At 46.8% G+C, this 23,639-nt stretch carries 20 protein-coding genes and 1 riboswitch; all 20 genes read right to left on the reverse strand.

Annotation, left to right across the window (positions count from 1 at the left end):
* Position 1 precedes the first annotated feature (1 nt).
* On the reverse strand, positions 2-415 hold the full coding sequence (locus tag ABCM67_RS03635) for a hypothetical protein (RefSeq protein ID WP_015525969.1): 414 nt from the start codon (positions 413-415) through the stop codon (positions 2-4).
* Between the two features lie 74 nt (positions 416-489).
* Positions 490-1,692 (reverse strand): class I SAM-dependent rRNA methyltransferase, encoded by a 1,203-nt coding sequence (locus ABCM67_RS03640; RefSeq protein WP_059086808.1) that lies wholly within the window; start codon positions 1,690-1,692, stop codon positions 490-492.
* A gap of 232 nt (positions 1,693-1,924) precedes the next feature.
* A complete protein-coding gene (locus ABCM67_RS03645; RefSeq protein WP_059086807.1) occupies positions 1,925-3,628 on the reverse strand; it encodes a DUF1002 domain-containing protein in 1,704 nt (567 codons plus the stop codon).
* Positions 3,629-4,026: 398 nt separating this feature from the next.
* Positions 4,027-5,130, reverse strand: a complete 1,104-nt coding sequence (locus ABCM67_RS03650) for an ABC transporter ATP-binding protein (RefSeq protein ID WP_059086806.1) — start codon at positions 5,128-5,130, stop codon at positions 4,027-4,029.
* Positions 5,131-5,133: 3 nt separating this feature from the next.
* Positions 5,134-6,153: an iron ABC transporter permease gene (locus ABCM67_RS03655; protein WP_044961544.1), complete on the reverse strand. Its 1,020-nt coding sequence runs from the start codon at positions 6,151-6,153 to the stop codon at positions 5,134-5,136.
* A gap of 97 nt (positions 6,154-6,250) precedes the next feature.
* Positions 6,251-7,396 carry an ABC transporter substrate-binding protein gene (locus ABCM67_RS03660; protein ID WP_059086805.1) on the reverse strand — a complete coding sequence of 382 codons (1,146 nt, stop codon included), beginning with the start codon at positions 7,394-7,396 and terminating at the stop codon, positions 6,251-6,253.
* The gene (locus ABCM67_RS03665; RefSeq protein WP_173758558.1) at positions 7,393-8,292 is read right to left on the reverse strand and encodes a hypothetical protein; all 900 of its coding nucleotides are present in this window, start codon (positions 8,290-8,292) and stop codon (positions 7,393-7,395) included. The genes ABCM67_RS03660 and ABCM67_RS03665 overlap by 4 nt, the downstream gene beginning before the upstream one ends.
* A 121-nt stretch (positions 8,293-8,413) precedes the next feature.
* Positions 8,414-9,706 (reverse strand): sirohydrochlorin cobaltochelatase, encoded by a 1,293-nt coding sequence (locus ABCM67_RS03670; RefSeq protein ID WP_015525974.1) that lies wholly within the window; start codon positions 9,704-9,706, stop codon positions 8,414-8,416.
* Between the two features lie 161 nt (positions 9,707-9,867).
* Positions 9,868-10,043, reverse strand: a riboswitch (cobalamin riboswitch).
* A gap of 319 nt (positions 10,044-10,362) precedes the next feature.
* On the reverse strand, positions 10,363-11,742 hold the full coding sequence (locus ABCM67_RS03675; protein WP_110103334.1) for an FAD-dependent protein: 1,380 nt from the start codon (positions 11,740-11,742) through the stop codon (positions 10,363-10,365).
* An 89-nt stretch (positions 11,743-11,831) separates the two neighbouring features.
* Complete coding sequence (locus tag ABCM67_RS03680; protein ID WP_342992508.1) at positions 11,832-14,111, reverse strand: DNA internalization-related competence protein ComEC/Rec2; 2,280 nt, start codon at positions 14,109-14,111, stop codon at positions 11,832-11,834.
* Between the two features lie 44 nt (positions 14,112-14,155).
* The gene (locus ABCM67_RS03685) at positions 14,156-15,103 is read right to left on the reverse strand and encodes a GerMN domain-containing protein (RefSeq protein WP_021651566.1); all 948 of its coding nucleotides are present in this window, start codon (positions 15,101-15,103) and stop codon (positions 14,156-14,158) included.
* A gap of 10 nt (positions 15,104-15,113) precedes the next feature.
* Positions 15,114-16,544: an ATP-binding protein gene (locus ABCM67_RS03690; RefSeq protein ID WP_022426407.1), complete on the reverse strand. Its 1,431-nt coding sequence runs from the start codon at positions 16,542-16,544 to the stop codon at positions 15,114-15,116.
* A 3-nt stretch (positions 16,545-16,547) separates the two neighbouring features.
* The gene (locus ABCM67_RS03695) at positions 16,548-17,237 is read right to left on the reverse strand and encodes a response regulator transcription factor (RefSeq protein ID WP_015525979.1); all 690 of its coding nucleotides are present in this window, start codon (positions 17,235-17,237) and stop codon (positions 16,548-16,550) included.
* Positions 17,238-17,247: 10 nt separating this feature from the next.
* A complete protein-coding gene (locus ABCM67_RS03700) occupies positions 17,248-18,075 on the reverse strand; it encodes a ComEA family DNA-binding protein (protein ID WP_059086802.1) in 828 nt (275 codons plus the stop codon).
* Between the two features lie 110 nt (positions 18,076-18,185).
* Positions 18,186-18,617, reverse strand: a complete 432-nt coding sequence (locus ABCM67_RS03705) for a DMT family transporter (protein WP_118513181.1) — start codon at positions 18,615-18,617, stop codon at positions 18,186-18,188.
* Between the two features lie 180 nt (positions 18,618-18,797).
* Complete coding sequence (locus ABCM67_RS03710) at positions 18,798-20,114, reverse strand: nitrogenase component 1 (RefSeq protein ID WP_147603254.1); 1,317 nt, start codon at positions 20,112-20,114, stop codon at positions 18,798-18,800.
* On the reverse strand, positions 20,111-21,454 hold the full coding sequence (locus ABCM67_RS03715; RefSeq protein WP_147603255.1) for a nitrogenase component 1: 1,344 nt from the start codon (positions 21,452-21,454) through the stop codon (positions 20,111-20,113). Before ABCM67_RS03715 ends, ABCM67_RS03710 begins: the two co-directional genes overlap by 4 nt.
* Positions 21,448-22,215 (reverse strand): nitrogenase iron protein NifH, encoded by a 768-nt coding sequence (locus ABCM67_RS03720; protein ID WP_147603256.1) that lies wholly within the window; start codon positions 22,213-22,215, stop codon positions 21,448-21,450. The genes ABCM67_RS03715 and ABCM67_RS03720 overlap by 7 nt, the downstream gene beginning before the upstream one ends.
* Complete coding sequence (locus ABCM67_RS03725; RefSeq protein ID WP_021651574.1) at positions 22,212-22,481, reverse strand: TM1266 family iron-only hydrogenase system putative regulator; 270 nt, start codon at positions 22,479-22,481, stop codon at positions 22,212-22,214. Before ABCM67_RS03725 ends, ABCM67_RS03720 begins: the two co-directional genes overlap by 4 nt.
* Before the next feature lie 27 nt (positions 22,482-22,508).
* On the reverse strand, positions 22,509-23,516 hold the full coding sequence (gene hypE, locus ABCM67_RS03730) for a hydrogenase expression/formation protein HypE (RefSeq protein ID WP_147603257.1): 1,008 nt from the start codon (positions 23,514-23,516) through the stop codon (positions 22,509-22,511).
* Positions 23,517-23,639: the final 123 nt, after the last annotated feature.

Raw genomic sequence — 23,639 nt, forward strand, 5'->3', positions numbered from 1 at the left:
GTCAGCTCCTTTTTACGAATTTTGTGTGGCATTTCGGACATTCGATCTCGATCTTGCCCTTTCCCTTTGGAATACGTATCTTCTGTCCGCAGCCCGGACAGCTGTAGATGTGATGGGTCTTTCTCTGCTTCATCAGATCCTTTTCTTTATTAAAGCGAAAACGGAACTTTGACGTCATCTGAAGGAATTTCTGATTTTCGGCATAACGCTGCTGGATATTTCTGGAAAAAATACGTATATATGCATATACGATCGCTGCGACCCCGAGAATGTCAAGGGTGCTGCCGACAGTTCTGCTGAATATATTGGCAAACATTGCCAGAATGATCAGAACCAGTGCGACTCCCATGGTGAACCTGGAAAGATCATCCACTCCATAACGTCCCTGCATAAATTTATTGAATTTGTCTCTCATATGATCTGCATCTCCTTTTCACTGCCATACGGCACTGCCCAAAAATTTCCGTAAAAAAATCCGGATGGCAGTTCCTAACGGTCATTGCATACCTGGAAAATGTAGAATTTCAGATAATAGGACTCATCTGCTGACCAGAGGATCGGATGATCCGGTGCCTGTGTACGGTACTCTACCTGGCGCAGTCTCTTATGGACATTCTTCGCTGCCTGACCGATGGTCTGTGTAAACAGCTCATACGTCATAAAATGAGAGCAGGAACAGGTTGCGAGAAATCCGCCGTCCTTTACAAGACGCATTGCACGGAGATTGATCTCACGGTATCCCTTGATGGCATTTTTTACAGAGCTTCTGGATTTCGTAAATGCCGGAGGATCCAGTACCACAACATCAAATTTCTCTCCCTTCTCCTCAAGCTCGGGAAGAAGTTCAAAAACATCCTCACAGAGGAATTTCACTGTTCCGTCCAGGCCGTTCAGACTGGCGTTTCGTCTTGCCTGCAGGACTGCAGTTTCCGACGCATCCACACCGAGAACACTCTGTGCCCCTGCAATTCCCGCATTCAGGGCAAAAGAGCCGGTATGTGTAAAGCAGTCCAGAACCTTCGCCCCCTTGCAGAGCTTCTGGATAGCAAGACGGTTATATTTCTGATCCAGGAAAAATCCGGTCTTCTGCCCGTCCCTGATATCTACTTCATATTTCACACCGTTCTCTTCAATCTGAACAAGTGTCGGAAATTCTTCTCCGATAAATCCCTTGGTAAGTTCCATTCCTTCCTGGCGGCGTACCTTTGCATCACTCCGCTCATAGACTCCACGGATCCGGATCCCATCCTCAGCAAGGACTTCCTTCAGTGCATCTAGGATCGTTTCTTTAAGACGGTCGATTCCCAGTGCAAGAGACTGTACAACAAGCACATCTGAAAACTTATCCACAACAAGACCCGGAAGAAAGTCTGCTTCTCCGAAGATCACACGGCAGCTTCCGGTATCTACTACCTTCTTACGATACTCCCATGCGTCGCGGACACGTTGTTTCAAAAATTCCGGACTGATCTCTGTACGCTCATCTCTGGTAAGCATACGGACTGTGATCTTGGAATTGGTGTTGATAAATCCTCTTCCCATCGGATATCCGTCAAAGTCCCGGACAAGAACGATATCTCCGTTCACAAAACTTCCCATGATGCTTGCGATCTCATTGTCATATACCCAGAGGCCTCCTGATTTCAGGAATCTGCCTTCGCCTTTTTTTAATGTTACTACTGCCAGGCTCATAAATTCTACCTTTTCCCTTTCTCGTTTCCCTATCACGGTTTGCGATGTATGAGTCCACAAAACCGATTTACGGTCAATTTTATCACAGAAAACTCCATTTTTCCAGTGCTTACACAAATCCTTGTCGTAAATCACAAAATTTTCATGATATCTTTCCGGCACGACAAAAAATACCGCAGCAGAGGTTGTTTTCTCTGCTGCGGTATTTTTTATCTCTTTTTCTGTAAATCTTTTATTCTGCTGCGGATTCCTCAGAAGAGTCCGTGTTCTCGCCGTAAAGACCTGCCAGATATTTCATGGTTTCTTTATAAAGTGTCTGCTTATCTTCCTGGGGAACATCTGCAAGAATAGCTGCTGTCACGTCTGTGGCCTCTGTGTCCTCCTGGGAACTGTCAATACCGAACAGCTTCTTCAGCTTCTGATCCATCATATTCAGCTCTGTACTCTGATATTTTTCTGTACCATCTGCCTCATAGGATTCTGTACCATCCTTCAGGATATCATAATAATCCTTCTCAACAGTTTCTGCCACACTCTTCGCTGTCTGCTCATCCAGTGTTACCGTTGCCACTGCCTCTGTATCCTCCGTTGCAGCGAGAAGGGAATCTGCATCTCCCTCATACTCGCCTTTTACAAAGAGGACAAATTTGTCATAATTGTTCTTTGCTTCTTCGCTGAGCACGGAAGTATCGTTTTCTGCACTGTCTGCCTGGTCTGAGCCGTCTGTACTTTCTGAAGATTCTGTATCTTCTGTTGCCTCCGGGATTCCGGTCTCATCGGATGCAGCCTCGTCAGAAGTGCTTTCATCTGTGCTGCTCTCGTCAGATGCACTATCCTCTGTGCTGTTCTCGTCAGATGCACTTTCGTCTGTACTGCTCTCGTCGGATGCACTTTCATCTGTACTGCTTTCGTCCGAGCTTTCCTCATTGCTATAGGTTCCGTCGTCGGTAGCATCCGGGATTCCGGTCTCATTGCTTGTATCCTGAGAATCTGCTCCTGTTTCTTCCTCAAGACCCGGATCCTCTGTGGAGCTCTGGATCACATCGTCACCAAGAATGCTGTCATTTACATTGTTGACGATATCATCAGAAGAATCTGCATCCACATCTACGGTTTCATCACTGCTCTCGCCATCCAACGTATCATCAGAGGAAGAGGTCTGGCCTGTGGTATTGGCATCTACCTGCTCCAGTGTTTCCTTCACATCATCATAATTGTAATCCTGCTGTGAGATCTGCTTCAGAAGAGACACGATCCTGTCAATATCGTCCTGGCTTACGGAAATATTGTTCTGCTCAGCCACATTGATTACAATATTCTGAATCTCATCTGCATTCTGTACTCCGTTCTGGATCACATCCATCTTGGACTGGTTTACAACTGTTGTCGCCTCATTTTTACCAACCTTATCTGCAAGCTCACCGGTGGTTACGATCTCCTGGTTGGCAAGCTTCGTCTTGGTCTCATCCAGCTTCTCTCCACTGGCCTTCTCATATGCCATCTGGATGCCGGTAAGTGCGCCTGTTCCGGATACTTCCATCGGGCAGGCAGCAACTACTTCACAGTTCTTCACACCGGATGTGGAAAGTGTCGTTGCGATCATATTACCTGTCACCCAGTTCAGATTTGCTGTGCGGACCTTAATCCCGCCGGACTGTGTAGGCTTCACATAGGCACAGCTCAAAGTTCTGGAACCGATCTGGGACTGTGGTGCGATATTATCCAGGTGTTTATGCTCATCCTCATTTGTAATGGTCATCACCTGCACCTGATCGGAGCTTACATTAAAATATTTCATCATTGTCTGCTTCTGAGCATCCGTAAGATCTGCTCCAAGTGTTACTACCTTCGATGCATCTGCAAATACGGGATTTACACTTCCTGCCACAAGGCATGCACTGCAGAGCAGAGCTGCGATCATGTTTCTTTTTTTCATTGATCTTCCCTCCATATATTTTTTCGGATCGATTGTATCTGCTTAACTTTTGCGGTGTAAAGCGGACATTCCTCTTCGTTACTTACATCTCCACGAATGCGAGCGCTTCACGATCTGTCGTTCTTGTCATATTATAACACAGCTGCTGAAATATTTGTAATTTATATTATATAAAAAACGCTGCCGGAAATTATATCGTTACTGTTCACTCCGTTCTCAGCAACACGCTTCGCGATGCACAGGATTTATGCTAATCGCATAAATCCGCGCGGTATGTCTCGGGTTTTCTGTGACCTTCGCTCACAAAAAACACCTCGCGGAATATTACCAGTGAACAGTAACATTATATCACTCATTTCTGACAGCATTTTATTGTTTTTCTCATTTTCCCAGAGAACTTATCTGATCTGGTTTAATTTTCCGGTTTCTTTTGCTTTTTTCAACAATTCCCGGTTTTTTTCATTCATGATACCAAAATCCTTCAGCGGACAGTACACTTTTTCACATTTTCCCATGAACTCCAGTGCTTCTTCAAAGGCAGACTCCGAAATGCATTCAAAAGGCTTCTCCGTGATCACTTTTGCAGCCAGTTCTTTTGCCACCTGATAATCTGCATCATTGGTATGGAGAACTCCGGTCACAAAAGGAATCCCCTGTCGCTGCAGCTTCCGATATACCGGAATCCCACTTCCATTTCCTCCGATCACAAACACCTCCGGTTTTCCGGCCGGAGGTTCCATTTCCACGCAGCCGAATTCTGCATTATAGCTTCCACGGGTGATGCCATAAAGCTTCCGAATATAATCGGAAGTAAAGATTTCCTCCGGTGCACCATATTTCTCAATGTGATCTCCATGAACACAGATCACCTGGTCAGAAATCTTCTGGGCAAGATCCAGCTCGTGAAGGGACATGATCACCGTCATCTGTTTTTCCAATACCATCTTCTTCAAAATGGCAAGAAGCTCCAGCTTATGCCGGATATCCAGGAAGGAGGTCGGTTCATCCAGGATAATGATCTCCGGTTCCTGGCAGATGGCGCGTGCCAGAAGGATACGCTGTCTCTGTCCGTCACTGATAGCTGTAAAATCCCGGTCCTTCAGATCCCAGGCGTGAACCATCTCCATGGCACTTTTAACTTTTTCCTTGTCCTCTGCGGAAAGGATCCCGAGAGTTCCGGTATAGGGATATCGTCCGGTGGATACCACATCCTCACAGGTCATAAGCTCCGGTCGCATGCGCTCGGTAAGTACTACAGCCAGTTTTTTTGACACTTCCCTGTTGGTCATCCGGCTCATCTGTTCCTGTTCCAGATATACCGTTCCGCTGATCAGGGAAAGCTGTCTTGTGATACTCTTCAAAATAGTAGATTTTCCGGCACCGTTGGGACCGATCAGTGTCAGGATTTCTCCTTTATTCAGCTGAATATTGATTTCTTTGATCAGCGGTTTTCCATCATAGCCTACGGTCAGCTGATCTGTATAAAAAAAATATGATTTCATCGTTTATATCCTCTGCTGTCTGCGAATCATGATATAGATAACTACCGGTGCTCCGAAAACTGCTGTCACAGAACTGATGCTCAGCTCCGTCGGTGCAAATACAGTTCTTGCGATCAGGTCACAGAACAGGCAGAACACTGCACCGCCCAGAAAACAGGCCGGGATCACAAGCAGGGGTTTGGCAGTCTTCAGGAGACTTTTTGCAATATGAGGCACAGCGATCCCCACGAAGGAGATCGGCCCTGCAAAAGCAGTCACACAGGCAGAAAGAATACTGGAAAGCAGGATCAGAAGTATCCGGAAAGCCTTGATATTAACTCCCATATTCTGCGCGTAAGTCTCCCCCAGCTGATAGGCGCTGATCGGTTTTGACATAAAAAATACGATCACCATGGTAAGAAGTACCACAGCAGCCATAGTCTGCACATTCCCCCAGGTCATACCGGAAAAGCTACCCAGTGACCAATTGTGAAGATTGACTATGTTGGAATCATCTGCAAAGGTCACCACAAAGTCTGTGATGGCCGAACAGATATAGCCGATCATAACACCACTGATGACCAGCATGGACATGTTGTGGACTTTTTTTGCCACAAGGAGCACAAAGCCCATGGAGATCATTGAGCCTGCAAAAGCAGCCAGGATCATGGCACCGGAACCGATGGACACCGATCTGCTTAAAAAAAAGATCATCAGAAGCGCCACGATCAGCTTGGCACCGGAAGAGATTCCCAATACAAAGGGTCCCGCGATAGGGTTGTTAAAAAAGGTCTGCAGCAAAAATCCGGAAACAGAAAGTGCTCCGCCAAGGATGATCACTGCCAGTATCCTGGGAAGACGGATCTCCCAGACGATATTATAAGAAGTTTCATCTCCCTGATGCCGGAATATGATATTCAGGATCTCCTTCACAGAGAGGTGGATACTTCCGGAATTTACATTCCATATAAATAAAAAGATTAAAAGTACCGCAAGGATCACAAAAGAGATCCCGTATCGGACTGCGCGTTTTCTGTCATTCATTTTTTCTGGTACACTCCTCTTCTGTTTTGTTATCCTGTCCTTTCGTTTCCTGCTCACAGGTGGAAACTGGCAAAGGAGTTAAAGCGAACACTGGAATTTATTTCAGTTTATGCATATAGGTCAGCTCATCCAGAGAATCATCATCTGTAGTCAGCATGGTGTGGATATCCTCGATCATGGTTCCAAGTCCGGTAGTTTCCTGGAAGAGATTTTTACCTGTGCACCAGACATTTCCGTTCTTCACTGCCTTGAAATCTGCAAGAAGCTTACTTTTGGAAAGAAGCTCATCAATGGTCTTAAGTTCCCCGTCGATCGTACTGTTGTAGATGATATAGTCTGCATCCTTCGCCTTGGCATAAAACTCCTCCATCTGCATATTCATGGTGGAAAGAGCATTGTCATTTACTCCCGTATCCTCCGGAACATAATTTCCCCCTGCAAGAGAGATCATTTCTGAAACATAGTCGCCGCTTTTTCTTATATTTACCGCACCTACGGAGTTGATATAAAAGAACGCTACGGTCTTGTCTGTTTTATCTGCTGTGAGAACCTTATCCAGCTTGTCCGTCTGCTCTTTGAAAACCTTTTCTGCTACATCTTCTTTTCCCAGAAGAACTGCGTAAAGCTTCATCCACTCGGTCCTTCCAAGAGGATGACTCTCATAGCTGGAACGCTCTACCATTACAGGGATCCCGAACTGCTCCAGTTTCTCCTGTACCTCCGGATTGTGATGGATCATGGTGGATTCAATGGCAAGGTCACAGCCCTCGTTCAGGATCAGCTCGTAATCCGGAGCATTGTACTTGCCGGCATAGATCATCTTTTTCTGTTCCATGGCGTCCTTTGCTTCCTGGATATACCATCCGTCTTCCTTGGTTCCGGAAAGCTTGATGCTGTCAATCCCGTCGATAGCGCGGAAAAGATCCATGGCCGAGGTTGCTACCAGATAGATATTGTTTATGGGCTGCTGCAGAACCGCAATGTCAGGATCCAGCCCCTCCGGTGCTTTCTTGCCTTCGGGAACTACAAGAAACTGTCCTTCCTGATCAATGGTGAGCAGCGCATAGCCATCGTTGTAGTAATCCACATTAAATTCCTTTGCGTAGGAAAGATCCATACTGTGGTCAAAGGTAAGGCCTGGAATATCCGCAGGCTTATGTTCTGTCTCTGCTGCCTGCACTGCAAAAGCACACCCCAGGATCAGGGTCAGCGTCAGAAATATGTATGAAATTATTTTTTTCATTTTTCTTCCTTTTTCATGCTTGAAGAATCAAAATTCAGGGTATACTCAATCTCGTGAGGAGTACTCATGGCTACAGTATCTGCAGTCACTTCCATTTCTGCGTCAAAGACTGTGACCGGGATCTCAAATGTGGAGTTTCCGTCTTTGTTCACCGGCTCATATTTTTCGCCGTCCACGATCATGTAATCATAATTCGGACTGCTCCAGATGATGGTTGCCGTAGCTTCTTTGCCCTTGATCTCTACTTTAGCTGGAGATTCTACAGATGCTCTTCCTGTTCCGCCTGTAAGGGTTACATCCGTCTCATAGGTTCCGTCCTCCAGCTTCAGCTCTTCCGGTTTTTTCCCTTCGGATTTTTTGTCGTCAGAGGTTTTTACAGGATTCTTTACGCTGACTTTATGGTCGTACCATTTGCCTTTTTCTCCCAGGATCGCCACGTTAAATTCCTCACCAATGGCCGGTACCGGGATATCAAATCCGTAAACCTCCTCTGTATAACCATCGCTGTACTTCACTGTATCTGTGGTCGGCTCAATGATCTCTGCTCCGTCCTTCTGGGCATCCTCGGCAGTTCCCGCAAACAGGTTAACGATCTTCTTGGAAACCAGACTTACGTGGATGGTCATTTTACCATCTTTGACCGTGAGCTCTCCTTTTTTGTCATTGGCCTCATTTACATGAAACATGCTACTGTCTGTCTCAAACTCTGCTGTATAAACGCCATCTTCCAGGGTATCTGCTTTGGCTGCATCTGTATCCTTTTCTTCGGAAGCTTCTGCTTCCTCACCGGACTCTGTTTTTGTTTCATCTGTTTTTGCCATCGCAGGCACAGAGCCCAGCACCAGGACTGATGCACTTGCCATTGCAAGAATTAAGTTTACATAGCGTTTTTTCATGATAATCTTCTCCCTTCCATAGATACAGCAATCTGCCCGGAAAACAGTCTTCCTGATCTTTCCGGGCAGTTACATTGATTTCTTATAGGTATCTGAACTCACTCAGATATTTTTATATTTATTATTCTGCGGACTCCTCAGCAGAATCAGCCTCTGTATCTGCTGCTGCATCAGAATCTGCGGACTCCTCAGTGCTTCCCAGAGAATCGATGGCTGCCTTTGTATGCTCTACATAAAGCTTCTCAACTGCTTCGATTCTTCCAAGACCCTCGATCTGGCAGTCAACCTTATCGAAGTTTCCGGATGCTACAAACTGGCTCTTCCAGGAATCCTCCTCATCACCGGCCATATCGTTATTTGCATGGTCTCCGGCAACAACCATCAGCGGACGAAGAACAACGTTCTTGTATCCTGCTTCTTTTACCTTCTCGATAACCTTGTCGCAGGCTGTATCTTCCGGCTTACCCTCTACAGTACCGATGAATGCGTTCTTCAATCCAAGGTTTTCCATCTGTGTCTGCATCTGATCGTATGTAACGTTAGCTGTATGAGATGTTCCATGTCCCATGAATACGAATGCTGTGCCAGCCTCAGCTGCTGCATCCATGCTGTCAAATCCGGCCTCTTTGCAAGCCGTATCTGTGATTGCCTGAGCAACGGCTTTCTTGTCATCATTGATCACAGTTGCATCGTCTCCAACCTCACCGAGCATTGGCTCTGCGATAGCTACAGACTCGAATTTATCTTTATAGCCATTGATCGCTTCTGTCATCTCATCGTACTCAGCACCATGCATCAGATGGGTAGGCTGTACAACCAGATTCTTAACACCATTCTCTACTGCACGGTCAAGAGCCTGCTGCATGTTATCGATCACTTCATCATCTCTTGCCTCTACATGGTTGATGATGATCTGTGCTGTAAATGCTCTTCTTACAGACCAGTCCGGATAAGCTTCTGCAAGAGCATCCTCGATTCCCTTGACATCCTCTGCACGGCTGTCATTGAAGGAAGTACCAAAGCTTACAACAAGAAGTTCATTCTCGCCGATCTCATCCTGGTTACGCGGATCGTCCTTGGAAGCATCTCCTGTGTCACGTCCGAAATAATCCGGATCTGCATTCTCACCCTCTACCAGTTCTTTCTGAGCATCTGTCAGAGCATCCCATGCTTCTTTGGCTGCCTTGCAGTCCTCATCTGTTGTGTCGTTTCTTTCCTGTACATAGATCTTGTCGATCAGAGCTGCTACATTATCTGCTGCTTCCTGATCTGCATCAGAAGCCTCTGTGGTATCAGCTGCCTCAGCGTTCTCTTCTGTAGCAGAATCCTCTGCTGCCATTGCTGTTGTAGCCGCACCCATAGAGCATGTCATGGAAACTGCGAGCATCAGAGCTAACATTGTTTTTCTTTTCATTTCTCATTGTCCTCTTTTCATGTATTTCCAGAATACTGATATGTACAAAAAAGCAGCAGCTCTCTGCGGCCGCCTGCTCACACATGATTCTCTGCGCAATACAAATACATAAAAAGAAGTTCTGTATTGTTATGGAGAATACCGATTCGTAAACCGCGAATCCCTGAATCTCACAATAAGGCAGTTCTCCTGACTTGGTTCCACGCTGCTTTCCCTTCCCGGTCTCCCAGTGGTTGTAAAAGCAGCTCCCCTTTCACAGTGACGGTATCGTTCCGGATTCTCACCGGATTCTCTTTTGCACATCCGACTGGATGCAACCTTATCATTATAACATTTGCACATATTTTCTTTTACCTGGTTATTTAACTTTTACCACAAACTCATAAATTTGTCAAGATTGATGTCAGACGATTCACGGTTTTCTGTGATCTTCGCTCACAAAAAACACCTCGCGAAATATTACCAGTGAACAGTAACCGGTTTTCTCCCTGTATCTGTCAGTTATTATCAGAATACTTTCTCCAATATTCATGCACATCCTGCATAAAAAACAGCCCCTTTCTGTCATCACCCTGATATCAGAAAAGGACTGTCTTACACTGGATATTCGCAATCCGCTTCGCTACTTGCTCATAACAGATAAACTGCTTTGCAGTTTATCTGTTAAAATACTCCTGCTCCAGGTATCTGGCTACGTAGATTCCGCTGGCAGATGCATGGGAAAGAGAGTGTGTCACGCCGCTGCAGTCTCCGATAACAAAAAGACCCTTGTGGCAGGTTTCCAGATTTTCGTCGATCTCAACCTCCATGTTGTAGAATTTAACCTCCACGCCATAAAGCAAAGTATCGTCATCTGCGGTTCCCGGTGCGATCTTGTCCAGGGCATAGATCATCTCGATGATGCCATCCAGGATACGTTTCGGCATAACAAGACTTAAATCTCCCGGTGTCGCAGAAAGTGTAGGTGTTACGAAACTTTCCTCAATACGGGCTTTTGTGCTTCGTCTTCCGCGGATCAGATCTCCAAACCGCTGTACCATAACACCACCGCCAAGCATATTGGAAAGTCTTGCAATGCTCTCACCGTATCCGTTGCTGTCATGGAACGGCTCTGAGAAATGCTTGGATACCAGAAGGGCAAAGTTTGTATTGTTGGTATGCTTTGCCGGATCTTCGTAGCTGTGACCGTTTACTGTGATGATACCGTTGGTATTTTCATTCACGACAACACCTCGCGGGTTCATGCAGAAGGTACGGACCATATCCTCAAACTTCTCAGTTCTGTAAACGATCTTGCTCTCATAAAGCTCATCTGTCAGACGGCTGAAAACCTCTGCCGGAAGCTCCACACGGACTCCAATGTCCACACGGTTGGAAAGAGTCGGGATCTTAAGCTCTGTACATACCGTCTCCATCCATTTACTTCCGCTTCGTCCTGCGGAGATGATACAGTAAGTTCCCTCGTAACGCTCATCTCCTACAAAAACTGCATAACCGTCTTCAGTTTTTTCTACTTTGTCAACAGATGCGTCAAAATAGAAGTCCACATGGTCTTTCATTTTTTCATAGAGGTTCTGAAGCACCACATAGTTGATATCTGTTCCCAGATGGCGGACTGATGCATCCAAAAGATGCAGGCCGTTCTGAAGGCAGAGCTTACGGATCTCGCTGTTTGTGGTAGAATAAAGTTTGGTTCCCTCACCGCCATGCATCAGGTTCAGTTTATCTACATATTCCATCAGCTCTGTGGCTGTATCCTTGCCGATATGCTGGTACAGAGTTCCGCCAAACTGATTGGTGATATTATATTTTCCGTCGGAGAAAGCGCCTGCACCGCCAAATCCCTTCATGATCGCACAGGTTTTGCAGTGGATACAGGATTTTACTTTCTTTCCGTCGATGGGACATTTTCTTTTTTCCAGAGGATGACCAGCTTCAAAAACCGCGATCTTTTTCTCCGGATCATTATTCATCAGTTCATAGGCCGCAAAGATTCCACCGGGACCTGCTCCTACGATCAGTACATCATATTTCATAAATAAAAACTCCTTATCTTGTATTGCACATTTTCAGTACTTTGTTTTTGCATAAACCCTGTCTATTCTACAACAAGTGTGTTCAAAAGTCACCTGTTTTTTCGGAACCTTCCGATCTTAAGCTTTTTTCCATCTGTTTCCACGGTAATAGCACCGTTTTTCATGGTGTATTCCACCTGACTTCCGGCCGCTTTAAGCCGCTCTACGGTTTCCGGTGACGGATGTCCGTAGGTATTAGTGAGCGAACAGGAAATGATCGCCACTTCCGGCTTTATTTTCTCAAGAAATGCTTCTGTGGTAGAATAACGGGAACCGTGATGTCCCACCTTCAGACAGTCAACATCCTCAAGTCCCCCGGCTGCCAGAAGCTTTTTCTCCGTATCTGCACCGATATCTCCGGTAAAAAGCATCTGAAAATCTCCAAAAGACAACTCCATCACCATAGCTTCCTCATTCACATCTTTTCCTGTGGCATTTTTCTCCGGCCACAGAACAGAAAAAGATACTTTTCCGCAAGGCAGCTCATCCCCTTTTCCTGCTGTCATGACCTTAACTCCGGCTGTTTTTGCTGCCTCTGCAAGCTCCCTCCACGCATCTGGTCTTTCCGCCCAGGCAGGCAGTATCAGATATCCGGCCCGGATGGTTGTAAGACCTTTTCCCATATATTCCAGAAGCTCCTTCACACCGTTGATGTGATCCTGATCTGTATGGGAAATAAAAATCCCATCCAGCCAGGAAATCCCCCGACTTTTCAATGCCGGCAAAAGGCAGTATCTTCCAAGCTCCGACTGGCTGCTGCTTCCTCCGTCGATCAGAAAATGGTGATCTTCCGGGGTCTCCACAAGGATACCGTCACCTTGTCCTACATCCAGGCAGATCACCTTCAGACTTCCTGTTGGATGATATTCCAGTATCAGGATTCCGACTGCCAGAAAAATACCGGCTGTTATCCGGATAGCATATAGCTTCCAACAACCTGCTTCCGCCCGCTCCTCTGCTAGCTCCGTTTCCTCACAGACTGCTTTTTTCTTCCGGAGCTGTTCTTTTATATACTGTCCCATAAATAGAACTGTGATCAAAAAGCCATAATATACCAGGATCTGCCATATTTCCGGCTCCCCTCCGATCCAGGTACTCCATCCTGATCTTCCTGCCAGACTGCAGAGATATTCATAAAAAAGCAACAGTACCCTTGCCGGCAGGATTACCAGTTTTGCCGCAGGAATACTGAGAATTCCCAGCAGCAGCGCCGCCATTCCTCCAGTCAGCACTACCCCCACACTTGGAAGCACCAACAGATTCAGGATAAATCCGGCAATAGAGACTTCTCCGAAAAACTTCAGCATCACCGGCAGAGTCACAAGCTGAAGAGCTATAGGACTTACCAGTGCCTTTGTCCATTTTTTCTCCGCTCCTGCAAGGGCACAGATCTTTTCCGCAGCGAGCCCCATTCCCAGAACACAGCCAAAGGACAGAAGAAATCCACTGTCCAGGAGATAGGCCGGAGATTCCACAAGGATCATCATGGCAGTTACGGAAAGAGCACTCATCATATCATAGATCCGTCCGGTGATCCTGGCTCCCATGGCGATCAAAAACATAGTTACTGCACGCATGGTGGAAACACTCCCTCCGGTCATGATCCCATACTGCAGCATCACTCCCAGAGAAAAAATCCCGGCAGGCCAGATTCCCAGTCCCATCTTCTTTAGAAGGTTGTAAAGCCCCATTCCAAGAATACTGATATGAAGTCCGCTGATGGCAAGGATATGTATGATTCCGGCCAGCTGATAGCGCATCTGTGTTTCCGGATCCAGTTCCTGTTTGTCTCCAAGCGTTATGGCACAAAAAACAGGCGCATCTTTTCCTGCAGCTTCCTTCAGGATCTGTCTGCAGCTTTCTTTTATCTCCAAAAGGAGCTGCCTGTAGCCGGAATACACTGCTGTTTTCTTTTGGAGCACAGCGTTCTTCATAAAATAATAAATATGACGACAGGCATAAAAGTGTTGGCTGTCAAAGCCCCCCGGATTCGCAGGACCTTCCACTCTTTTCAGCGTTCCCTTGACCAGGATCCGCATTCCCGGTTTCAGATCTTCTTCTTTTTTGAGAAATATTCTTACATTTTCAATTGGAAATTTTTTTGACTGATGGATAAGATATGTTTTTTTCAGATAAACAGACTGGGAAAATTCTGTGTTTTCATACTGTTCCACCTCCCCGCAGATCATGGAACCAGGGTGCGCTTCGATCTGCTCCTGCACATTTAACGGAAGGGGATTCCCCTTGATCAGAGGAATCCCCATAAGCTCCAGTACGCAAAGACTCAGCACCATAAGAAAACACAAAAGACACATCGGCCTTTTCGCCATAAATGTTCTCCCGTTTTCTGATATTTTGAAATGTTTTATTTTTTCTATTCTTTTTTAGCCTTTGTGTGTGCCAGCAAGCTGTCGTTCCATTCATAGAACTTATAAAGCTGCATATTCTGGCCAAAGGTCACTTCCTTGTTTCCTTCGATGGAAATCTCAACTTTGTCCACATCCGTTGCCGCGATCAGCGTATTTACCACCGAATACACGGCAATCTGTTCCGAAACATCCAGCGCATAATCCTGAAATACGGAATTATAATCCACATAGCAGATTCCGTTTGCTCTCGTCAGGGAAAGTACCTCTGAATTCTCCGGTATTGTAGGATAATGTCCTTTTTCCAGCGGACCTCTTGCAAGCTGCTCCAAAACCACCGTAGCCTTCGGAAGATTTCGTCTGTAGCGGACACTTCTCTGTTCCGCTACCAGTTTATCTCCGTTTTTATTTGTGAAATACAAAGTAAAGGTGTCATAGCTGTACACATCCCCATCGGACCCGGAAAACTCCACAAAGGTGTCGTTGTTCATGGCTCCCACTTCTTCACCCCTGGTATCTGTCAGCGGCTTTTTACCCACATAGATTTCCACAGAATCTACTCCTGGAACCTGTAAAAAGATCTTCACTATACCTGCCCGCACCAGAAGTTCCCTGGTACGTGACATTTTATCATAGGCCTCATTGAATTCTACGTTCAGGACTCCATCCTGTATAGAATAAGAAGAAATCTTTACCCCATCCGGAAAAAGTGAGATTCCGTCTTCCCGGGTCTCACGGTTATTCAGACTCTCGGAAAAATTGCGCAGCATCACTTCTGTTGTTTCCTTCTCCGGAGTATATTTTTCTTCTTTCAGTCTCGTTTCATCGCTGTTGATATAATAAAATCTATACTGCTGTTCTTCGTTTTTATTTCTTCCCGACAAACCTATGAAAGCAACCAGACCAAAAAGGATGCAGGCAGCGGCCACACAGATGATCAAAATCGTTTTTTTCATGCTGTACCTCCTAGGACGGGATATAGGACAGCGGGATCTTCACGGTAAATGTGGTTCCCTCGCCCTCTTTGCTGGATACCTTGATGATCCCATGATGCATGGCTATAGAACTTCTTGTAATAGCAAGTCCAAGACCGGTTCCGCCGATTTCTCTGGAATGGGATTTATCCACACGATAAAAACGCTCAAAGATCCGTTCAATGGAATCTTCCGGTATTCCCAGGCCGGAATCTGCAACCGTCACATAGAAATCCTTATGATCCGCATCCAGTGTTACGCGGACCCATCCCTCATCTACATTGTATTTGATACCATTTTCGACCAGGTTACTGATGGCAAGGGTAAATTTCACCTCATCCACATCTGCGGTTACCGGTCGGAACGAATCCAGGATCAGGTCAATCCTTCTCTGATCTGCAATAGGACGGAGACGCTTCAGAATATTCTCCAGCAGCTCATTGATATTCATATTGCTGATATTCATATCTGCTGCTTTTTTGTCCATTTTTACCAGGGAGAGCAGATCGGTGATGATCTTGTTCTCTCTGTCAATCTCTTCTGTGATATCAGAAAGAAATTCCTGATACAGTTCCTCCGGAACCCCCTGCTGTCCTACCAGCGAATCCGCCAGAACCTTCATTGAAGTCATAGGTGTCTTCAGCTCATGAGACACATTGGATACAAACTCCTGTCTGGATTCATCCAACGTCTTCATTCTGGAAAGCATCTTGTTAAATGCATCTGTGATCAAAGCTGTCTCTGTATAATCCGGTACCGAGATCTCCTCATTCTGATATCCGTCTGTAAGGTCCTCGATTGCTTTCGTTACCCTGGCAAATGGCTTCACCAGGATCGTGGAAAGAATATACCCCAGAAAAATGGCCAGCACTACAATGATACCGATGATCAGAATCCCTTTCTGCTCCAGTTCATGGATAGTTGCTGTCACCTCACTGGAAGATGCCATGATCATCATGGCACCCTGCACCTGTTTTACATCCGGACTTTTTACCGGAACTGCCAGGATCAGCTTCTGGCTGTCAGAATCATATTGGTAAGCATCTTCTCCTTTAAAACAGTTCAATACTTTCTGGGAAACCAGAGTCCTGCCCTCATCCACGCCATAGGTATCCTTGATGATCCTGAAATCCCTGTCTACAATGAGAATCCTGCCACCATAGCTGTTGGACAGTAATTCCAGCTTGCTGTTCACCGTCTGAGAGCTGGTGTCATTCAGATAATTCTCCTTGATCAGCAGGTCGCACATGATGTCACAGATGTTCTCCATGCTCTGCACACGGTTGGCAATGGCACGATCTTCATAGTTGGCAATGACCATTTCCGTTACGATGACACTCGGTACGATTCCCAGTATGATCAGGATGATCAGAATACGAAAGCGGAGACTTTTGAAAAATTTGCCGTTCTTTTTGAACTTCACAGGTTATGCCTGGAAATAGTAGCCCACACCCCATTTGGTGTGTACATATTTCGGCTCACTGGGATTGGCCTCGATCTTTTCTCTCAGGCGGCGGATATGTACATCTACGGTACGGACATCTCCCGGATATTCATAGCCCCATACGATATTCAGAAGATTTTCTCTGCTGTATACCTTGTTCGGATTGAATACCAGCAGTTCCAGCACATCAAATTCCTTGGCTGTGAGGTTGATCTCTTTTCCGGAGATAAATACGCGGCGTCCTTCGCAGTCCAGCTTCAGTTCTCCGACTTCCACAGTCTTGGCCTTCTCCTGCTTGTCCTGTTTGCTGCCTGCACGGCGGATGATCGCCTTGATGCGGGCTTTGACTTCTAGGATGTTGAAAGGCTTGGTGACATAATCATCAGCTCCGTATTCCAGACCCAGGATCTTATCCATATCTTCTCCTTTTGCTGTAAGCATGATGATCGGAACATTGGAAAATTCACGGATCTGCTGGCATACCTCAAGACCGTCCATTTTTGGAAGCATCAGGTCAAGAAGGATGATATCGTACTCTCCTGCTTTTGCTTTTTCCAGTGCTTCCTCTCCGTCATAGGCACAGTCCACTTCCATTCCGTCCTGCTCCAGACTGAAGCGAAGTCCCTTGACAATCAGTTTCTCATCATCTACTACCAATACTTTCCTGCTCATTTAGCGCTCCTTACTTTATTGCTATTTTATCCTTTATCTTCTCATAGGTTCCTTCTTTGATGCCTGGTACATTCATGATATCCTCTGCTGAAGTAAAGGGACCGTTCTCTTCCCTGTAAGCGATGATCGCCAGGGCCTTGGACTCCCCTACACCTGTGAGAGTAGTAAGCTGGGATACATCAGCGGTGTTCAGATCGATCTTCTGCTCTGTGGAAGATGCAGTCTCGGCTTCACCGGAATCCTCTCCGGCGGATTTCTGTCCGCTCGCCGTTTCGGTACTGTTTTCTGCTGTGACTTCCGATCCATCCTGGGTAGCTGCGATCCGCTGGCTGTCCACTTCCGCCTGGGTAGGCACATAAACCTGCTGTCCATCGGAAAGTCCCTTAGCACGGTTGAGATAGCTTGCCGCAGCTTCCGGAAGATATCCTCCGGCCTGCTCGATAGCCTGAAAAACACGGCTGCCATATGGAAGCTCATAGACTCCCGGGCTGGTCACTGCTCCACATATATCTACATAAATGGTCTGAGGGGTGTCTGAGATCTCCGGCAGCTGTTTTTCAACCTCCGGAGCCGGTTCCTCCGCAGACTCATTCTGTTTCTTCTGTGATATATCTGCCGCAGCCCCTGCGGATGCCTTCCCGGATACTTCACTTTCCGTATCCTTCGGTTCTTCCTGCTCTGCATCCATTCCGGATGCTTCCGTACTTTCTTCCTGCACCAGTTCTTTCTCCAGAAATTCTGTTCCGTCATCCTTACAGCCTGTCAGCCCTGCCAGGATCTGTAACAAAAATATGGAAAAAACAAGCCGAACACTTCTGATATGTGATCTTATTTTCATAGGTAGGCGGTTCACTCCTTTCCGCCGATGTGGCGGCAGGTGCCCCGTTACTCATGCAAAACCATACCTTATTTTAACGAAGTATTACAAATATTACAATACTTTTATTTCTATTTCCATTTGAAAATAACCACACCTGCAATACAGATCAGCATTCCCAACAGCTTTCTCCACTGAAAATCTGCTCTTTCCACACCGAAAATCCCCAGCAATTCTATAAGATAAGCCACCGCAAGCTGAGAAATGACAATAAGCATAACCGCCCGCGCAGGCCCCAGACTTCCCATACTCCGGATCACTGTGATAGTGATAAATGCACCGATCACTCCTCCGAGTAAATTATATTTATCCTCTACCTGCCACAGCATGCCGATACTTTCTCTGCCTGTGAAAAACCATGCTGCCACACAGACCAAAAATGCAGAAAACTGTACCCAGCCGGTTGAAACCCACAGACTGGTCTGTTTTGTTACATTTGTGTTAAATACCCCTTGAATACTCATCAGTGCACCTGAGATCAGTGCTGACAAAAATCCCCACATAAAAATCCCTCCATATATACTCCATTTCCGGTATTACTGCCGGAAAAAGGCGCTGCATATTTCTGCAACGCCTTTACGGTTTCTTATAATTTAGTTTATGTGATTTTCCTGCAATTATACACACTGCTGCCCTGTTTTCTCATCCGCATAATATTTATATACATGATCACGAAACGCTCTTTATTCCGGAAAATATTTTCTGAGATATATCCTTCCGGAAAACGCAATATGCGGCATCTCATAAAAAATGGCTGTTTTCGGACAGATCGGACGATAGAGTGGGTCTGCCACAATGATCCTGGCTGTTTTCAGCTTTTCTTCCATGGCTTCCTCGCCACAGATGGCTTCATCTCCCTTGCGCAAAAGTCCCTCTGTGATCTCCAGCGGACAGAGCAGCTGAACCTTTTTTCCGTATTTCTGCTCTATGACTGCTGCCAGGGAGCCCATGGTAACCGGTTCTCCGATGATGGTAATGTCCGGTGCGGAAAAAAACACCTCATTTTTGTCGGGCATTTTCCTGCTTTCTCCTGAAAGATCAGATACTGCTGACAGACTGTTCCTTCCCTGAAAATAGATTACCTGCTCCGGAGTTACTTTCCACAGTTCCTCCTGTTTCCCTAAGATCTGCCCTCCGCTTTCCTCTGCGGAGTCATCCTTCTTATTTACCCACTCTCCACAGGAGCTATCCGCGATCCGCTCAAGTGCATCTGAAATCTGCCCCTCATAGCCTTCCACAGGAGTCCCCACGAGAAATGGCGTACCGAATTTTTCTTTCAGCACATTGGCCGCCGGGATTCCCACAGAGGATACCACAAGGTTTACCGCTGCTTCACCGGCACAGGACAAAGCTTCCAGCGTATCCCCCATAGCCCAGGTGGAAAGTATCTCCCAGCCATAGTTTTTCAGACGTTTTTTCATGGCATCTACTGCAGACTGCGGGCCAAAATCAAGGGGTGTTGCTCCAAGAAGATTTAATTTCCTGCTTCTCTTCTCTGTAGATCTTTCCGCAGATCCTGTGGGTGCTTCTGAACACCTTCCGGTTTTCTCTGCAGCTCCTGTGAAATGTCCGGCGATCTCTGCCAGCGCCAGCCCTGCTCCGTATACATAGTCATGCATGCCGCTGGTCGGAACCGAAAATACCGGAATTTCGGTCCTTGCTGTAAGTGCACGGGCCAGTCCCTGAAAATCTGTTCCGTTCATAAAGGGGATCGGTGAACTTGCAAGTGCAATAAATTTCGGTTTCAGCTCCTTTGCCGCCTCTTCGATATCTTGAAGAAATTTCTCATCATTTCCCATAATGGCATCGATATCCGTAAGACCTGAGATAAAGATCAGACTGTCCTGGTCGTACCACCGGATCTCATCATGGGTATTATAGGTAGAATTACAGCCGGAGGGATCATGCATCACTGTCATTCCTCCAAGCTCATACAACGCGGAGCAGACACCAGACACGTCTGCCGTGTAGATTGGTATGATCCGATATGCCTGTCTCATATGCAGCTTTCGCACCCCCATCCCTTTCGAACGATCAGATCCTCCGGAGCTTTTTCCTCATTAAATGCCTCCAGCATCAGCTGTGCAGTACGTCTGATCCCGTCAAAGCCCCAAAGCCCGCCACCCTGTACCATATTGACAAAATTCCGGCTTCCGGTAAACCAGGCTGCTTTTTGTCCGACGGCAAGGATTTTTCCGGAATGCTGCCGTGGCCGCACTCTCATCTCCGGACGGACAGTCGAAATCAACATGAGTTCCGGGTAATTCTCCTGAAGCCAGAAAAATACTTCTTTTTCTTCCGGGCTGATACTGTCCATAAAAACGGACTGTACCTGAAATCCATGGGTAAGGAGAAGCTTTGCAAGTCCCAGAGGTCTTGGATGAAAAAGATAATCCACAGCTATGGGAGTGTCACCGATGATCTGGTGTGCATGGGAAAGAGCCTCCTCGCATTTTCGGATCTCCGTTTTGATATCCAGGCCATTTTTACCGCAGCTGTGCTGATCCAGCAGCTCCAGCAAATGCTTTTCCTGTGTCTCTATCTCCTCATAGTCAAAGCTTCCGGGCAGGTATAAAAACGGCCTTCCAAGTCTCTCCGCCTGCTGCTGTACTCCGAATTTTCCTGCCGGATAACAGTTAAGGATCAGGCTTCCCTCTCCCAGGCTCTGATAATCCTCCCAGGTCTTACAGGCCGGTGCTTCACGGAGACGGATTCCGTTCTTTTTCAGGATCCGGCAGATATCTGCACTCTCATCCAACACAAAATCACTGCCCAGGACTGTGACACATTCCGGATCAGCTTTCCTCTCCGGTACTGCATCATACATGGCACGGCGCAGCTTCTGATCCGGAGTCGGACCTGTTTTCTGCATGACAGGATCCATAAAGCATCGCATAAAAAAGATCTCCGGAAATCTTTCTTCCAGTTCTCCGTAGATGCGGTCCAGATCACTTCCCAGAAAATGATGAAGACACACGGTAAAAAGCAGGACTGCCTTTGGCTTCTCATCCAGCCGGTTCAGAATATCCGTCACTCCTTCAATGGTCACATCCTCCAGATTTCCGCCCAGAAGATCCTTTTCCTCCACGATCACAAAGGAAAAACGGTCTGCCGCATTCATCTCTGCGGCAGTCAGCACAACGCCACGCATGCAGTTATCCGCACAGACGTAGATCTGCCTTGCTTCCGGAACCAGCATTCCCGTATGTACGATATTCCAGTTTCCATGGACTGGTGAATTAAATTCCAGCCCCGGCTGAAAGGGAACCGGAAAAGAGGCTTCCTTTATAAATATTTCTGTTTTTCCCGAAAGCTCTCTGTTACCAACTCTTTTTAACATGAGTCTTCCTCCCTGCATGCATTCAGGATCTGCTCGGCCAGTGTCCGGTACTCCTCTGCCATCTCACAATCCGGATAAGCTTCCAAAAGAGTTTTTCCTCGATTCTCTGCTTCCAGGACCAGTTCACTTCTGGAAAGCGTTCCCACTACCCGCGTATGAAAATCCTCTGCCAGCTCCCGGACTTTTTCTTCCTCTCCCGGCACGTTCCGCCGGTTCAGGATCACGCCGCCAAGAGATGCATATCCTCTGTTTCTGAAATTATCCACTGCCATGGCAATATTTGCCCCTGCATGGATGGCCATGTTTTCTCCGGAGGTGATGATAAATACCTTATCTGCATACCCCTTTCGCATGGGCATGGAAAATCCACCGCAGACAACATCTCCCAGTACGTCATAAAAAACAATGTCCGGTTTATAGGTCTCATAGGCTCCGTTTTCCTTAAGCTTCTCGAGAGCAGTAATGATACCTCTTCCCGCACATCCAAGCCCCGGTGCAGGACCGCCGGCTTCCACACAGACTACACCCCCATATCCGATCTGCACCATATCCGTAAGCTTCAGCTCCTGGCGTTTTTCGTTATACAGCTCCAGCACTGTGGGAACCTTTTTTCCATGCCTGAGAAGGATCGTGGAATCTGCCTTGGGATCACAGCCAATCTGCATCACTTTCATTCCTTTTTCCGCAAGGGCTACTGCCACATTGGAAACCGTAGTAGATTTTCCGATGCCGCCCTTTCCGTATACCGCAACTTTTATCATTTTCTGTCCTCCGCTTTTGTGATCACATTGGAATATGCCGTTTTGGCGGAAACTCCACTGAGGTGGCCGATCTTTCCGGATAAGGAGCTGATCACATCCTGTGGTGCGTCAATGGCAATACTGATGATATTGATGCCTTTTTCCCGGTAAGGGATCCCCATTCTCCCGATAATATATTTTCCCGCTTCATGAAGAAAACGGTTGATATCATCGATCACGTCATTGTTTTCCACAATGATCGAGATCAATGCCACTCTTGTCTCCATAAGATCTGACTCTCCTTTCCGATATTATCAGCAGATCCTCGGCAGAAGCTCTCCTCCCGGCTGCGGAAGAAGTGCCTGCGTTCCGATCTCCGTAGTCATGACAACCTTTCCCGGCTGGTCTTCCGTAACTTCACCGATAATGGCTGCGTCCCTGGAATAAGGACATTTACGCAGTGCTTCCACGATCCTTCCTGCCTCTTCCTTTGGTGCCATGATCACCATTCGTCCCTCACATGCCAGATAAAGCGGCTCCAGGCCAAGCATGCCGCAAACACCCTTTACCTCCGGAGCTACCGGAACAGCTGCTGCATCCAGGCGGATCCCTACGTTACTCTGTCCTGCGATCTCGTAAAGAACCGTTCCGACACCACCTCTTGTGGCATCACGGATCACATGAATGTTATGGGTGGCATCCAGTACATCTTTTACAGCTCCCCACAGCGGTGCGCAGTCACTTGTCACATCTGCGTCAATGCCGAAATCCTCTCTTGCCAGAAGAATGGTGCATCCATGTCTTCCCACATCACCGGTTACAATAATGGCATCTCCCGGTTTTGCCAGCTCACCGCCTACCTGAACGCCCTCCTGGATCTCACCCATTCCGGTTGTTGTGATAAACACACCGTCAACCTGACCTTTTCCTGCCACCTTAGTATCTCCGGAAACAATACGCACTCCGGCTTCTTTTGCTGTTTTTTCCATGGCTGCGGCGATCTCCTCCAGCTTCTCCATGGGAAAACCCTCCTCAATGACAAAAGCGCAGGTAAGATACATCGGTTTTGCTCCCATACAGGCAAGGTCATTAACGGTTCCGCAGATGGAAAGCTTGCCGATATTTCCCCCCGAAAAAAATGCCGGAGAAACAATAAATCCATCGGTGGATACTGCCATTTTTCCTGCAGGCGGAACCAGCACGGCCGCATCATCGGCTGTGAGATCCGGGTTTGCAAAATGCGCTTTGAATACTTCATCGATCAGTTCTGAGGTCTGACGGCCTCCGGCACCGTGTGCCATGGTCACTGTTTTATTTTCCATAATATTATCTTCTTTCTATGCTGGGTCAAAGGAATTTCATATCGGTTTCATCCTGTCAGATTTTCCGGATACGATCCTTCGTTTGTACTATATGTAATGTATCATGTTTCGCAGTCCATTAAA

The sequence above is a fragment of the Blautia sp. 2227st1_G12_2227SCRN_220401 genome (assembly GCF_039062885.1).
Lineage (GTDB): Bacteria > Bacillota > Clostridia > Lachnospirales > Lachnospiraceae > Blautia_A > Blautia_A fusiformis.